13 protein-coding genes are annotated in these 14581 nt (G+C 54.1%); 8 read left to right on the forward strand and 5 right to left on the reverse strand.

Annotation, left to right across the window (positions count from 1 at the left end; all coding sequences use genetic code 11):
• Window positions 1–23: 23 nt before the first annotated feature.
• Complete coding sequence (locus tag Q31b_RS06675; RefSeq protein ID WP_146598922.1) at window positions 24–2255, reverse strand: amino acid permease; 2232 nt, start codon at window positions 2253–2255, stop codon at window positions 24–26.
• 224 nt (window positions 2256–2479) lie between these two features.
• On the opposite strand from Q31b_RS06675, the gene Q31b_RS06680 reads away from it, so the two are divergent.
• Window positions 2480–3145, forward strand: a complete 666-nt coding sequence (locus Q31b_RS06680) for a class I SAM-dependent methyltransferase (protein WP_197171075.1) — start codon at window positions 2480–2482, stop codon at window positions 3143–3145.
• Window positions 3146–3489: 344 nt separating this feature from the next.
• On the opposite strand, the gene Q31b_RS27980 is transcribed toward Q31b_RS06680, so the two are convergent.
• The gene (locus Q31b_RS27980; protein ID WP_197171078.1) at window positions 3490–3687 is read right to left on the reverse strand and encodes a hypothetical protein; all 198 of its coding nucleotides are present in this window, start codon (window positions 3685–3687) and stop codon (window positions 3490–3492) included.
• A gap of 147 nt (window positions 3688–3834) precedes the next feature.
• On the opposite strand from Q31b_RS27980, the gene Q31b_RS06690 reads away from it, so the two are divergent.
• The 7 genes from Q31b_RS06690 to Q31b_RS06720 all read left to right on the forward strand — a co-directional run bounded on the left by Q31b_RS06690 (window position 3835) and on the right by Q31b_RS06720 (window position 9919).
• Entirely contained in the window at window positions 3835–4827 is a 993-nt protein-coding gene (locus Q31b_RS06690) for a class I SAM-dependent methyltransferase (protein ID WP_146598925.1), read from the forward strand.
• A gap of 157 nt (window positions 4828–4984) precedes the next feature.
• The gene (gene rpmF / locus Q31b_RS06695; protein WP_146598926.1) at window positions 4985–5167 is read left to right on the forward strand and encodes a 50S ribosomal protein L32; all 183 of its coding nucleotides are present in this window, start codon (window positions 4985–4987) and stop codon (window positions 5165–5167) included.
• Between the two features lie 205 nt (window positions 5168–5372).
• Window positions 5373–6302, forward strand: a complete 930-nt coding sequence (gene fabD, locus Q31b_RS06700) for an ACP S-malonyltransferase (RefSeq protein WP_146598927.1) — start codon at window positions 5373–5375, stop codon at window positions 6300–6302.
• A gap of 93 nt (window positions 6303–6395) precedes the next feature.
• Window positions 6396–7154, forward strand: coding sequence for a 3-oxoacyl-[acyl-carrier-protein] reductase (fabG, locus tag Q31b_RS06705; RefSeq protein WP_146598928.1), 759 nt, complete (start codon window positions 6396–6398; stop codon window positions 7152–7154).
• 192 nt (window positions 7155–7346) lie between these two features.
• Window positions 7347–7592 carry an acyl carrier protein gene (gene acpP / locus Q31b_RS06710; RefSeq protein ID WP_146598929.1) on the forward strand — a complete coding sequence of 82 codons (246 nt, stop codon included), beginning with the start codon at window positions 7347–7349 and terminating at the stop codon, window positions 7590–7592.
• 204 nt (window positions 7593–7796) lie between these two features.
• A complete protein-coding gene (fabF, locus tag Q31b_RS06715; RefSeq protein WP_146598930.1) occupies window positions 7797–9047 on the forward strand; it encodes a beta-ketoacyl-ACP synthase II in 1251 nt (416 codons plus the stop codon).
• Window positions 9048–9052: 5 nt separating this feature from the next.
• On the forward strand, window positions 9053–9919 hold the full coding sequence (locus tag Q31b_RS06720) for a hypothetical protein (protein WP_146598931.1): 867 nt from the start codon (window positions 9053–9055) through the stop codon (window positions 9917–9919).
• Window positions 9920–10018: 99 nt separating this feature from the next.
• Here the strand turns inward: Q31b_RS06720 and Q31b_RS06725 are convergent, their stop codons facing one another.
• The 3 genes from Q31b_RS06725 to Q31b_RS06735 form a co-directional block, all read right to left on the reverse strand.
• Window positions 10019–11716 carry an ABC1 kinase family protein gene (locus Q31b_RS06725; RefSeq protein WP_146598932.1) on the reverse strand — a complete coding sequence of 566 codons (1698 nt, stop codon included), beginning with the start codon at window positions 11714–11716 and terminating at the stop codon, window positions 10019–10021.
• Window positions 11717–11834: 118 nt separating this feature from the next.
• Window positions 11835–12572, reverse strand: a complete 738-nt coding sequence (locus Q31b_RS06730) for an arginyltransferase (protein ID WP_146598933.1) — start codon at window positions 12570–12572, stop codon at window positions 11835–11837.
• A 151-nt stretch (window positions 12573–12723) separates the two neighbouring features.
• Window positions 12724–14040 carry a DUF1598 domain-containing protein gene (locus tag Q31b_RS06735; RefSeq protein WP_315860385.1) on the reverse strand — a complete coding sequence of 439 codons (1317 nt, stop codon included), beginning with the start codon at window positions 14038–14040 and terminating at the stop codon, window positions 12724–12726.
• Window positions 14041–14581 lie beyond the last annotated feature (541 nt).

Consider the following 14581-nt stretch of genomic DNA (forward strand, 5'->3'; position numbering starts at 1 on the left):
TAATTCTAAAACTGGCTGAAGCATTAGCCTCGGCGGCTCATCACGATCATGGGGCAATCGCTGCGACTGGCTAATGCCCTTGTGAAGGCTCCGAATAGTTTTTTTCGTCTGCCAACTCGTTGGACCCCTAAGATCAGCAAGTCGGATTTTCGACAACGTTCAGCAACGGTTGCAATTGCATTGCTACTGATGACGATATCGACTTTGGAATTGGGGCAGAGATCCCATGCCAACCGGCGTAGATCACGCATCGCCCGTTCGGTCTCCTCTGGCAGCGCCGTCACTGGCATGACTCGCAAAAAGGTTACCTCCAACGGCTCTTGGTCCGCTGACCGATGCCGCTGCATACTGCCTAGTAGTAGTGCGAGTAAGTGTTCGTGACCTCCGCGACCGGCGATCGGCACTAGCACTCGCGTAACACCTTCGAAAATCCAATCCTTCCTCGACCGCAAGATAACCACGTTGGCGTCAAGTTCGCCAAGCAGTGCCTCCAAGTGCAGAGCTTGGTTTTGTTCATCGATGTCGCTCAGTCCAAGCAGCACCGATTCGCAGCGGTGCAGTTTCGCCACTCGCGCAATCTCTTTCATCGGCTCGACCGAGATCGTCGTCAGCGACTCGGTGCGGATGCCGCTAATCGCGGACGCCCTGAGCAGTTCCTGCATCACTTGCTGTGATCGTCGAATCGGCTCATCATTCTCGATTGGATTCCAATCCCTTGATGGAACCACGATCGTTTGCGTTAGCACTCGGCCCACGTCGGCGGGGACCATGGCATCGGCCAATGAGATCATGGCGACGGCGTTTTGTGGGTTGGCGATCGGCACCAAGACCAGCGGCGAAAGCCCTCGAAGATTCAACAGTTCGGGATTGTTCGCAGTGTTAGAAGCATCCATCACGCTCGCTCGGGTGCGAAACAGTGCCACAAACATGATACCACCGATGGCGAGCCAGCCAATAGCGATACCACCCGCCGACGGGACGGTCATCCCTTGAAAGACGGCCAAGACGATGCAGGCGATTCCACCGAGAATCGGAACGAGCGGAAACCACGGGGTACGAAAAGGGGGTGGTCGGCGTTTGCTACGTTTTCGCAATAGGTACGCCAGCAAATGCCCGACGGCAAACGTGATCAAGAAAATCAAACTCGATGCGGCTCCCGCAGCACCGACATCGGGCAACAGAAGTAGCAATAGCGAGACGAGTGTTGATGTCACCAAAATTGCAGCCGTCGGTGCCGCCGTTTCTGGGTTCAGCTCACTCATACGGACCGGTAGTGTCCGGTCGACCGCCATCGCTCGAGCGATCCGTGAGGCTGCGAATAGGTTGGCGTGCAGTGCCGAGAACATTGACAAGACCGCTGCGACCATGACGAACCAATAGCCCACGGGCCCCAAAAAGTTTTCTGCCGCCAAGGCGATGATTCCTTCCGGGTCCTCAGCCGCCGCTTCGCCAATCGATTCGCCAGGCGGTGTGCCGACGGCAGTCAGCACCAACAACAGCGGCACGTAAATCAAAAGAGCGATCAACAGCGACAATATCATCGCTCGTGGGATCGTTTTGGCTGGCTCTCGAACCTCGCCGCCAACCGCCGCAATCAAGTCGAAACCTTGCAGAGCGATGAAGGTGTAACCCATTGCTTGAACCAGTCCCGTGAAACCGCTTGTAAAAAAAGGCGTGAATGCAGCAGAGGTGTCGACGGGAGATTGGCAAGTGATCGCGATCAATCCGGTCAATATTAACAAGCCAAAAACGACCACTTTACTGAAATTGACGAAGTGCCCACCGCCGCCGGTATTGCGAATCAGAGATAGCGACAGGAACCCGGTGGTCGCGATCGCAAGCCCCGTTTTCAGCATCGGCGAACCTGCCCAATCGGGGACATCGGATACGAAGACTCGCCATAGACCGGTTGCCATGACGGTAGCAAAGTGGGCGAAACCGATTGCATAGAGGACGGAGGCGACGACGGAGGCGAACCAGACGACCCATCCAACCGCAAACGCTGCTTCAACCGACAACGCCTTTTTGGCATAGGTATACGTGCCGCCTGACTGTGGGAATTTGGACGCCATTTCGGCTAAGCTCAGCGCGGTCAACAGCGCAATCACGCCATTGAATGCGAACGCCAATACCGCGGCTGGCCCCGTCGCGGCGAAGGCAACACCCGCCAACGCCAAAATACCGCCACCCACAATCGCTCCAACCCCGACGCCCGTTGCACCAAGTAGCGTTAAGTGGCGTGTTTGAGAATCCATGCTGGATAATGGCCCTTTGTAAATCGATCTTTCGCAGGATCCACGACAGGCATTTTCGCAAAATAGCGTTAACGGCGGCGATAACGAATGTGGAAGCAATCTTGGTCCATATGGCCGCGTGAATGGGAGTAGTTTATCATCATCGCCTAAACGATGGTACAGTCTGCGCGAACAAACACTACTTTCGCGGAATAAACTGCGGCAAACAACACAAGGGTTACGCAATGGTTTTATCAAGAACACTCGAACCAGAAAGTAGGAGCGCCATTGACGAAGCGGTTTTGTATTTGGAGATGAAACATGAGGCGGTCAACCAAGCCTTCGCCGACGATCTCGTCGCAGGCGGCCCCGTCGGCTCACGACTCATTGATCTGGGATGCGGGCCAGGTCTGATTCTTATCGAAATCGCCAAACATGACCCCGATGTACAAATCATGGGAGTGGATTCGTCAACCGAAATGCTTGACATGGCGAAACAGCAAATCGATTTCGCAGGCCTACTCGATCGCATTTCACTCCAGCAGGGTGATGCAACGACGATGAAAGAGTTCGCTGATGAGATGGCAGATACCGTTGTTTCCAACAGCCTGATTCACCATTTAGCCGATCCGATCACCGGACTTCGTTCGGCCCTGCGACTGGTGAAACCGGGGGGCCGTGTATTCATTCGCGATCTGTTTCGCCCTGAAAGTGAAACCGAAGTCGAGCGATTGGTTTCACTGTATGCGTCCGAGGAACCGGAAGCGGCCCAACAATTGCTCCGCCAAAGTTTGCACGCTGCCCTATCATTGCACGAGATCCGCGGTTTGATGGAAGCGGTTGGAATGGACGCAACAGCGGCCCGAGCGACGAGCGATCGACACTGGACGATTGACTGGAGAGCAGGGTAGGGCAGGATGAGTTAGGGCAGGGTGGTTTAGGGCAGGGTGGTTTAGGGCAGGGTGAGTTAGGGCAGGGCAGGGCGGTAGCAGAACGATCGAAGCCAATCCTTCCGCGAATACGTTAGCAAGTCGCAAAGCTGGCATTGCCGATAGCATTGCCGCTTGTAACTTCACCAAGGCTTGGTTAGCCCGGATGATTCATTAGCCGTTTGGGCGATAGCGGCCTGTCGATTTAATCGTTTAACGCTTAGCCGAAGGCGTCAGCTTTTCCATAATCGGTCGCCTACGGCTTGGCGTTAAACAATAAGTCGAGTCAAACCGATTAAATCGAGAGGCCGCTAACGCCAAAACGGCTAATACGCAGACTGTTTTTCGAGCAATGAACGTAAACGCTTGAAGGCGTAGACGTTAGCAAAACAATTTCCAAGCCCATGAATCATCCGGGATAGCGGTCCCGCTGCGAGCGGCAAAGGAGACGGTGTCACGAGGGTGTCACCGTTAACAACTTGGATCGACAGCGTGTCCGCTGGCACGGCCAAAGCAAGTCCCATCCGGTTGGTATTGGGGTTGCCCGTTTTTAGCCCACGAGCCGAAAGCGGAACGGAGGCAACGTTCCCCGGTGTTACGGTTTCTGTAACACTGATAAGACTGAAGAAGTGAACGATAATGCACAAGCCATTTGAAGGATACCTATAAACATGTCAGCTCAAGACCAAACGTTGGTTCAGTACCACGAACTGATGCAAATCAATGCCGTTTCCCATCTGCTGCGAACGGCTGGCCAGACGGGCATTTTGAGGGAGCTCCAATCGGGGCAAAAAACGATAGGGCAGCTTTGCGAGGCGTTGTCATTGTCGCCCGAGCCAACGGGCTTACTCTTGGATGCGTTGATTTCGATGGGATTCATCCAAAAGTACGGCGACGACCACGCCCTTTCGCCTGCTGCGGGGCTGCTTTGCAACTACGACGCGGATCTTGGCGATGGTCGCTGGGCCAGGCTCGCTGATGCTGTTGCGGGCCGGAGGGAACGCCAAGCAGCTGACCTCGAGTATCACTACGAGCATGTGGCAGCAACGCAGTGGATCCATACGCCAGCAGCGATCGAGGCAGCTGAGATTTTGAACTTGGGCGGCGAAGGAGAGCTCGAAGCTCCGCAGATCCTAGACCTTGGCTGCGGTGCTGGCGTTTGGAGTTGTGCGATGGTTCATCGAGTGGGCCAATTGGGAGCGGGGCAGGGCAGGGTGGTCGCGGTCGATTTGCCTGGCCCTCTCGCTGCGGCAAAGAGCATGGCGGCGTCGATCAATGTGACCGATCACTTTTCAACGATCGAAAGTGACCCGTTGGCATTGGACGACCTGGAACCCGAATATGACATCGTGTTGTTGGCCCAGCGACTGTTTGCTCTCGGCAGCGACGAGCAAGATCGGCTGCTAAAAAAAGCGGTATCGGCGGTTCGCGATGGAGGGCGGCTGGTCGTGATCGATCTGTTCCGTGGCCCAACCAAGCCAAATTTGACCGAAAGTGTCGAGGCCTTGAAACTGCAATTGGATACACCCGCCGGTGGGATGAAGACGCTTGAGCAGGCCCAGACCCAAATGCGGTCCGTCGGAATGGGGCAAATCCAGTTTTCGTACCTGCCCGCAAGCCGTGTCGGAATGGGAATGCTGGTTGGCTCGCGGGGAGGAGGTTGAATGGCACGCAACAAAATTTCTAAAATCCATGCCAACCGACCGAAAAATCCTCCGATTTTTCGAGAATCTTTCTCTGCCACGTTGACGAGATAGGTTGTTTGCTTCTACGATACGCGGCTCAAATCAATCTATCACCCCTCTCTATGGACCCCCAGAGATGGCCGTCCCCAAACGAAAACATTCCAACAGCCGAACCGGAAAACGCCGATCTCACGACCACGTCAAACGACGTCAAGTGAGCTATTGTCCTCAGTGCAGCGACGCCGTGCCGACCCATACCGTTTGCCCGAAATGCGGGTATTACCAGGGCCGAACCGTCGTCGAACAAGCGGACGATTAAATCAAGCATGAAATCAAGCGACGTGTGGTACGTCCGAGGAAAGACATCAAGGTTGGCGGTCGTGGATTTGGTCAAAGATCCTCTGCACGCCTGGATCTTTCGCAAGATTCGCGTCTGAACGTCGGACGCTGACAAAGTACCAAGCACGCCTGTGGACCAGACAGCCTGTTGACCAGACACCTGTTGACCAGACAAAGGAGCCTTCATGGCACTCGATGTGGAATCTGTCGGTATTTTGTTCCCCGGCCAAGGTGCCCAAGCGATTGGCATGGGGTCGTGGCTTTGCGAGCATTATCCCGAAGCGCGTCATCGGTTTGACGCTGCGTCGGAGGTGTTGGGCTATGACCTAGCGAAGCTCTGCGTCGAAGGGCCAGCCGAAAAGCTTAATGCAACGGAATTTTGCCAACCCGCACTCTTTGTGGTCGGCATGGCCGCCGCGGACGCCTTGGCGATCGAGCGGCCTGAATGGATCGACTCGATCAAGTCGACGGCCGGGCTTAGCCTAGGTGAATACACCTCGGTTTGCTTCGCTGGTGGCATGAGGTTTGAGGATGCCGTTGCCGTTGTCAAGCGGCGTGGCGAAGCGATGCAAGCAGCGTCGGATGTCGTCGAAAGCGGCATGGCTAGCGTCGTAGGGCTGGAGCTTGAAAAGCTACAGGCCGTCTGCGATGAAGCTCGGCAAGACGAGGAAGTGCTTCGCCCTGCGAATCTACTATGCCCTGGAAACATCGCAATTTCAGGTCATTTGTCCGCGATCGATCGCGCGGAACCGATCGCCGAAACGGCGGGTGCGATGAAGGTGATTCGCTTGACCGTTGCCGGAGCATTTCACACGTCCTTGATGCAATCGGCAGTCGAAAAATTGGCCGAAGCTCTCGATGCCGTCGAAATGGCGGATACGCGAATTCCGGTTTACAGCAACGTCGACGGAATGCCACATACCAAGGCGAGCGAGATCAAAGACCTGCTAAGCCGGCAAGTCGTCAACCCCGTCCTTTGGGAAGCTTCCATCCGCAAGATGATGGAGGATGGAATCAAGGGGTTCATGGAGGCAGGGACGGGGCGGATTTTGCAAGGAACGCTGAAGAGAATCCACCGAAAAACGCCGAGCGAAGGCTTCGGTGACGGGCCCTGACCTGTCGCTCTGTTAAGTAGTGGATCTTGATAAAGATCCTCACCGATGAAAGGATCTTTAAGTAGATCCGCTACACACGAAAGAATCAAATTCATGGAATTGTCTATTTCTGTTGACCTGAAGGGTCAGGTTGCCATTGTGACCGGAGCGTCGCAAGGGCTTGGTAAAGCCGTTGCCGTGGCGCTCGGGCAGAACGGCGCCCACGTCGTTTGCTGTGCCCGCAACGCCGAAAAGCTAGCCGCGACGGTGAGCGAGATCGAAGCCGCGGGCGGATCTGCCGAGGCCCTGTCGGTCGACGTGACCGACCGCCAAGCGGCTGCCGATGCGATCAAAGACACGCACAAGAAGCATGGTCGGCTCGATATCTTGGTAAACAACGCCGGGATCACTCGCGATAAGCTGATGCGCGGCATGTCGGACGAAGAATGGGACGATGTCATTGCCACCAACTTGACAAGCTGTTTCGTTTGCTGCCGTGCCGCCGCAGGCGTGATGCGAAAAGCCAAATATGGCCGGATCATCAACATGGCCAGCATTTCGGGTCTGATCGGCAACCCGGGACAAGCCAACTATTCGGCGAGCAAGGCGGGCATGATCGGCATGACGCGAACGATGAGCAAGGAGTTGGTCAACCGCGGGGTCACGGTCAACGCGGTCGCGCCTGGGTTTATCGCCAGCGAAATGACCCAAGAGCTCGGCGACGTTGTTTTGGAAGAAGTCAAAAAGCGGATTCCTGCGAAACGAGTGGGTGAACCAGAGGACGTCGCGGCGGCCGTGCTTTTCCTGGCGTCAAAGGACGCGGGCTATGTCTCCGGCCAAACGATCGTCGTCGATGGTGGAATGACGGGCTAAATACCGGTTTAGCCCCCTGAAAAGGCAATAACCGGGAAAAACAGACGACTTCCGTTACATAAATCGATTCGGTGTATTGACGGCATTTGTTGATTTGACCTATTCTTTTGCCGAGCGAAAGATGTCCCATCTTTACAGAACTATCCTTCACTTCCCTCTTACACATTTGCCTGAAATTCCCCGGAGATACCCATGGCTAGCGTCGAAGAACGCGTTATCGATATTGTGGCTGAACAGCTTGGCGTCGATAAAGACAAGATTACCCTCGAAACTTCGTTTGTGAACGATCTCGGTGCCGATTCGCTCGATACCGTCGAATTGGTCATGGAACTCGAAGAAGAGTTCGATATCAGCATTCCCGATGAGGCAGCTGAAAAGATTCAAAAGGTCGGCGAGGCAGTCGACTTTATCGAAAGCTCAAAAGGCGAAGATGCCTAATCGGGCTGAACGTTCGAGCACAGGATAACCGAAACAGGACGACCGAACTTTACAGTGGTCTTGTTGACGCTTTTGCCGCCAGCGAATGTTGAATTGCGTGCCAACCGACTCCTTTTGGTTGCTGTGGTTCACCCTTCAAAGGGCGGCATTTATTTTATCTACCAACCACACTTTTGTTTTTCGTTTTCTTGAAGGCCGGTTTAGATGCAAACGCGATCGGAACGTCGTGTCGTTATTACAGGCATGGGGGTGGTAACGCCTCTCGGGCTAGACGTTACTACTTTTTGGAATCGGCTGACCGCGGGCGAGTCGGGTGTCCATGAACTAACGCTACTCGACACAAGTCAATACAAAATTCATTTCGGCGGCGATATTCCCGAGTTCAATCTCGATGGCATTGTCGAACATCGTGAAGTCAAACGACTCGACCGGTTCACCCAGTTCGCGGTCCACGCCGGACATCAAGCGGTCGGTGATTCTGGTTTGGACTTCTCGGGACTCGATCGCTTCCGATGCGGTGTCATCATCGGTAGTGGCGTTGGTGGATTGGGCGAAATCGAAGCTCAGATCGAACGGATGATCAAGAAAGGGCCTGATCGCGTCAGCCCGTTTACCGTTCCTAAAATGATGCTCAACGCCGCCGGCGGAAACATCTCGATCACTTACGGCCTGCGTGGCCCTAACTACGCCGTTGCGACCGCTTGTGCAAGTGCTACCAACGCGATGGGCGATGCGATGCGAAGTATTCGGCTGGGCGAAACCGATGTCATGGTCACCGGCGGTAGCGAGGCGGCAATCACCCCGATGGGTCTAGCTGCATTTCAAAATATGAAAGCACTCTCCACACGCAACGACGAACCGACGCTTGCCAGTCGTCCGTTTGACGCCGATCGCGATGGCTTTGTGATGGGCGAAGGTGCCGGAGTTCTGGTCTTTGAAGAACTCCAGCATGCACTTGCTCGCGGTGCAAAGATTCATGCCGAAGTACTCGGTTATGGAACCACCAGCGACGCGGGACACATCACGGCGCCCGATCCCAACGGATCCGGCGCATCGGCTGCGATGCAAGCAGCGATTGACGACGCAGGTATTGATCCGACGCAGGTCGATTATGTCAATGCTCACGGCACCAGCACTCCGCTAGGTGACAAGGCAGAATCGCAAGCCATTAAGAACGTTTTTGGTGAACACGCCTACAAACTGTCGGTGAGTAGCACCAAGAGTTCGCTTGGCCATTCTCTCGGTGCAAGTGGTGGGATCGAAGCGGTTGTCGTTTGCAAAACGCTGCAGGAATCGTTGATTCCACCTACGATCAACCTGACCAATCCCGACCCGAATTGCGATCTCGATTACACGCCGATCGAAGCCAAGCGGCGTGAGGTTCGAATTGCGATTAGTAATAGTTTCGGTTTCGGCGGGCACAACGCCTGTGTCGTCCTCAAAAAGTATGAGTAGACTCGATGACCAATGCCGCAAATGCCGCTTCGCTAGATCGGGCTGAATTTGTCGAGCAGGGGTATCTGTTTCAATTGCTACGAGAACGCATCGGTGAGCAGATGCCGATGCAGGATCTTCTCGAGCAACTTCGTTTTGAACTATTGGCAACGACCAAGTTGCCGATGGCGATCGATTTTCTGCTGACCGAACTGAAGCATTCCGGCGTGATGGCTCCGGCAATGCAGCGGCTAAGCCACTACTTCACTAGTTTTCAAACCTACTTGATGCAGGAATCCGAGAGCGATACGGGGCGTTTCGACACTTCAACCGCCTTGATGGTTTTAGAAGCCGACGCAAAATACCGGGCCGCTGGCGCGACTCCCGCCGGAATGTTCCTCTATCAATTCGAAGCCCTCTGTCGAAACCGCTTGAATTACGACAAAGGCTTAACGGCGATGAGCTTCGATCCAATCTACGATTCGGTTTGGGCGAAATGGATCCTGATGCTAAGGGCTCAAATTGGACTGATTGAGCTTGCGGATTTATTGTTCTTGGCGAGCGACGAATACAAACGCCGTTTGATCGAGGCGAATCAGCCAACCGAAGAGAAAGAGCCGTTTTTGTTTGGCGAGCGAGAGGGGCGAATCGCCTTCGGAAACCGGCGTAAAGAGCCACTGTATCTATTTGCCGCGATGCAGCGACACCTGGGCTATCCAGCCGTCCCACGACCTGCCCCTCCCAACAAAGAGAATGAGCTCATCCCGCAAATGGCCCGCCGGATCGAACGACTTGAAGCTCGCATCAAACTGCTCGAAGAAGAACAGCGATCGGGAGTCGATATCACCAAGTTCTACGAAGCGAACAAAAACAAAATCAAGTTGCCGGATTAGTGACTTGCCCTGGAGGAGCATCGCGGTTGCCGGTAGTGGATCTTGTTAAAGATCCCCACGTGCCGAGGATCCTTGACAAGATCCACCACGCAAGGCGTCCTACTCATCTCGACTTCGCGTCAAATGACCGCTCCGATTGATCGCAATCAACAACCACATCATAACGGCAATACTGCCCACGATGCCAATCGCTCCGAGCAAGCTCAACCGCTCAATACCAAGGTAGGTTGCCTCTTGAAACAAGACCGGTGGCACGTTCATCGCCAACAGAACCGAAGAACCGAGGAACACGGCACTGGCCATCAGTCCGAGGACCATTCGGTTCACCGTCGGTCCGATGCGCTGATGCTCTAGAACCAACTTCATCTCGCCCCGGCGTGCTTGCTGGAGCAGCGTTAGCACTTCATCGGGCGCAACCTCAAAAAAATTCTCTGCTTCGAGATAGATCCTTCTTGCTTGTCGAATGCGGCGACGTGGACTCAAGCTACTAAGCATCGATTTCCGGACAAAGTCACGAACGATTTGCATGGAATCGAAACTCGCCCCCAACTCTCGTAGCGTCCCTTCGATCGAAATCAGCATCTTCAACAAAAGTGCCGATTGGTTGGGCAATTTAATGGCATGACGATGCAGAATCCCCGACAATTCATTGAGCGCATCGGTCAGATTGAAATCGCCCAGACTTTGGCGGCCAAACGTTCCCACGAATTCGGAAACGTCCACCGATAGGGCCGATTCGTTAAGCGTCGCGGGAGCTTCTCCGATGCGGCGAATCAAACGCGTCAAGCGATTCTGGTCTCCTTTTCCGACACAAATCATCATCTCTTCGATTGTCTCTCGAAGGTTTTCGTCGATCCGCCCGACCATCCCAAAATCCAAAATCCCCAATCGACCATCGCTAAGCAGTAGTAGGTTTCCGAGGTGTGGGTCCGCATGAAACAATCCCTCGTCGAAGATCATCGTCAAATAAACACTGGCAATCGTTTCCGATAACCTGGCGCAAATCGATGGGTCGGCATGCTTGTGAAGAAACACAGAGAGGGTCTCGCCGACCAGTTCGTCCATCACCAAAACCCGTTTGGTGCATAAGCCGTTTACCGGCTTAGGGATCACGACTTCGTCATTGCGGTGGGCAAGCATCTCAGCAAAGAACTCAAGGTTTTGACGCTCGCGGCCAAAGTCGAGTTCGCGGCGAAGCATCGTCGACAATTGGTTCGCCATCTGGCATGGCCCCCATGCGGCAAAGGCTTCGACATGTTCTGCCAACTGCGCGACGCCCGCCAAAACCTCCGTATCTTGCCGCATCGTTTTCTCGATATCCGCACGCATGACTTTTATGACCACTTGCCGCCCATCATTGAGCGTCGCCCGGTGGACTTGTCCGATCGAGGCAGTCGCTAATGCTGTGGGGTCGATAAACTGAAAGTGTTCAAGGTAATCGTCGCCCAGTTCATGGGCCAATGTCGCACGAACCTTCTCAATCGGATCGGGGGCGACGTTTGCCCGTAGTTGCTTTAGCTCTTGCCCCAATTCGGGACCGACCAAATCAGGACGTGCAGCCAGGATTTGGCCAAATTTGATGAAAGTCGGCCCGAGATCCGTCAGCGCCATGCGGATGCGTTGCTCACGCGAATACTGAGAAAGCGGTATCCCTCGCGCGTCCTTGATGCGGTCTCGAAACGGCAGCTTCTGAAATTGACTCATCCAATCCGCCAATCCGTACCGCCGCAGCACCGCGAGAATCTCTCGCCAGCGTTTCAGGTTTCGGTACAGTTGAGGAATCGCCGTGATCTTCATAAGCCGATTGTAGTTGGGAGTTGGGAGTTGGGAGTTGGGAGTTGGGAGTTGGGAGCTGGGAGCTGGGAGCTGGGAGCAGCGGACTACGGACTACGGACTACGGACTACGGACTACGGACTACGGACTATCTACCCAAACGTCGTCGAGCAATCGTTGCTGGGGCTTGAAACGCGCCTTGTAGTTCAAGTGTGGATTTACAGCGACATACATACCCAAATAGACGAACTGGCGTCCGCTTTTCCGAGCCCACTCCACCTGCTTTAAAACGGCATAGGTGCCCAGACTAAATCGGCTCTCCGATGGATCAAAATGGGTGTAGACCGCTGACGTGCTCTCGCGGCCCACATCGAAAACAGAGATCGCAACCAAATTGCCGTCTCGATAGATCGAAAGTTCGAGGGTATCACAGCAGGTATCGCATAGAAACGAAAGATATTCGGATGCATCGATCGGTTCGTCTCGCTGCCCTAAGCCTCTTTGAAGTCGATGCTCATTGAACATTTTGAGGCGTTGTTCATCCCCACTGGGAGCGTTCAGGCAACACACCAAATCTCGATCTCCACGCTGCATTACCCGGCGCAGCGACTTCGTCAAACGAAAATCGGCTACTTTCAATCGAGTCGGTTTGCACTCGTTACAGGACGGACACTCCGTGCGGTAAACAAAATTACCACTTCGCCGGAAACCCAACGCCAGCATTCGATCGGTGATCTCGGGAGTCACGTTGCCGATCGGCAAACGTAGCGGTGTCCGAGCGGTCTCATCCGGTATGTAGGGACAGGTTTGAAGCTGATCTTGGATCACCACCAAACGACATGTGTCATCGGGTAATCGCAACTCGTTGGGGCGACTCATCGCGTTTACCGTACGAGGTACTTGAAATGGATGCCCGTATTATACCGATGTCGATGCGGATTTAGGGTAGTGGATCTTGTTAAAGATCCAAGCACATAGGATCTTTAACAAGATCCACTACCTTAACCCAAACTTATAAATTCAGCAGACCCTAGTCCCACCACCATTGGCCATCTTTCAGATGCGTTGGTCCTGCTTCGGACTTTGTTTGAACGACTTTCCCATCGGTATCCTTGTTGACATGCTCGTCTTTTAGAGCCAAGCGAGGCTGCATGTGGACGCCCCCACCGAGTGGTGTCATCAACGTATTTCCTCTCCAAATCGCGTTCACAGCGGTTTCCACCTGTTCGGGTGCTGTGTAGGTTTGGACCGGCACTTTCGATTCATCTAACAAAACCGGCATCGCCCACTCTGCCTGACCATAAAAATCCTGCTCTTGGATGTAGGCTGCTGCGACGGCGACATCGATCAATTGAGCGAGCTCTGCGTAAATCCGAACCCTTTCAGCAACCTTCGAATAGGACTTCGTAAAGTCGTTACAAAACGCCGCGCTCGCGTAGTTCGGTTTCCCAACGGCTCGCGTGCGAACACCGTTGACCACCCGCTCGTTTTCACCGACGAGTTCGACGCCACGCTCATTAATCTTCATTGCCAATCCATCTTCGCTGACCGAAATCGCATCATAGTTGGGCTGGAAATACCAACGCGTTAGAGCACTCGCAGCGATCGTGTGGGGGTTTGCTCGCTCAACATAGCTGCGGACACCCGGGACTTGTTCGAGCCCGATGCCGACCAGCTTCATTCGATAATCCGCCTCGACCAATACACGAGCGAAGTGGGTCGAGTTGGGGACGCCTTGAATCGTTACCGTTTGCAGCCCGAGATTATTCTTGAGTCCCATCGCAACGCGTTGTGTGTCACCTCGTTGAGCTTGACCGCCAAAGGAGGCCAAGTACTGCTGCATCCGCTGCAGTCCCTCAGGCGTCGGATCAATCGAAACGCTAATGATCGGCGTCGGTTTTGAATTCGGTGCATAGGCACGAAGGGCTGTCACCATGTCTTCGAGTAGTAGGCTCGGGCGACCGCTGCGAATGCCAACATAGCGGTCCGTTGGATCGGCGAAGAATCCTTCAGCCGGCCCTGCGATCACAATGTCTTTGGTATCAGGGTAGTAGAAGATGTAGTCGATCGAGGTCAAACCAGCCATAGCCTTCATCTCTTCGGGAATGGTGTTTCCCGCATCAAGCTGCTCGGCAAGTGCCGCTTCGAGCCGATTGAGCGAGACTTTTCGCAGCTTACTCGGCTGCATGATTTCGCTATCTGCTCGCATTCTCGCCTCGGCGAATCGCTGTTGGGCCAGTCGAGGATCGAATTGCCGAACCTTCAAGACACCTTGTGCGTCGACGTCAACACCCGCAATTGGCTGGCCAAACGTTTGGGCCGACGCTGTGCGAACCGTCACGGTCATCACAAGGAACAGAGAGAACAGGAGTAGAAAACGAGTCGTTTTTTTCATCAGTCGGCCCATGGGCTTCGTTGGCGATTGAGGGAAATCGTGGCGGGAGCGTCGCTGCCGCTTTATTACAGAGAATAATCACCCACAAAGCGTTCATCAACAAACGAAACGAGCAAAGCGAGAGAAAGTGGGTGTTTTAGGACGCCAATCACGATTTTGTCGAAGGAAACGACAATAGTAGCCGAGTCTCTCCGAGACTCGTTCACCAATAATCAAACATTTTCACCGAAAGAAGCACACCAGTAGCCGAGTCTCTCCGAGACTCGTTCACCAACAAACAAACATTTTCACCGAAAGAAGCACACCAGTAGCCGAGTCTCTCCGAGACTCGTTCACCAACAAACAAACATTTTCACCGAAAAAAGCACACCAGTAGCCGAGTCTCTCCGAGACTCGTTCACCAATAAACAAACATTTTCACCGAAAAAAGCTCACCAGTAGCCGAGTCTCTCCGAGACTCGTTCACCAATAAACAAACATTTTCGCCGAAAAA

This window comes from Novipirellula aureliae (assembly GCF_007860185.1).
Lineage (GTDB): Bacteria > Planctomycetota > Planctomycetia > Pirellulales > Pirellulaceae > Novipirellula_A > Novipirellula_A aureliae.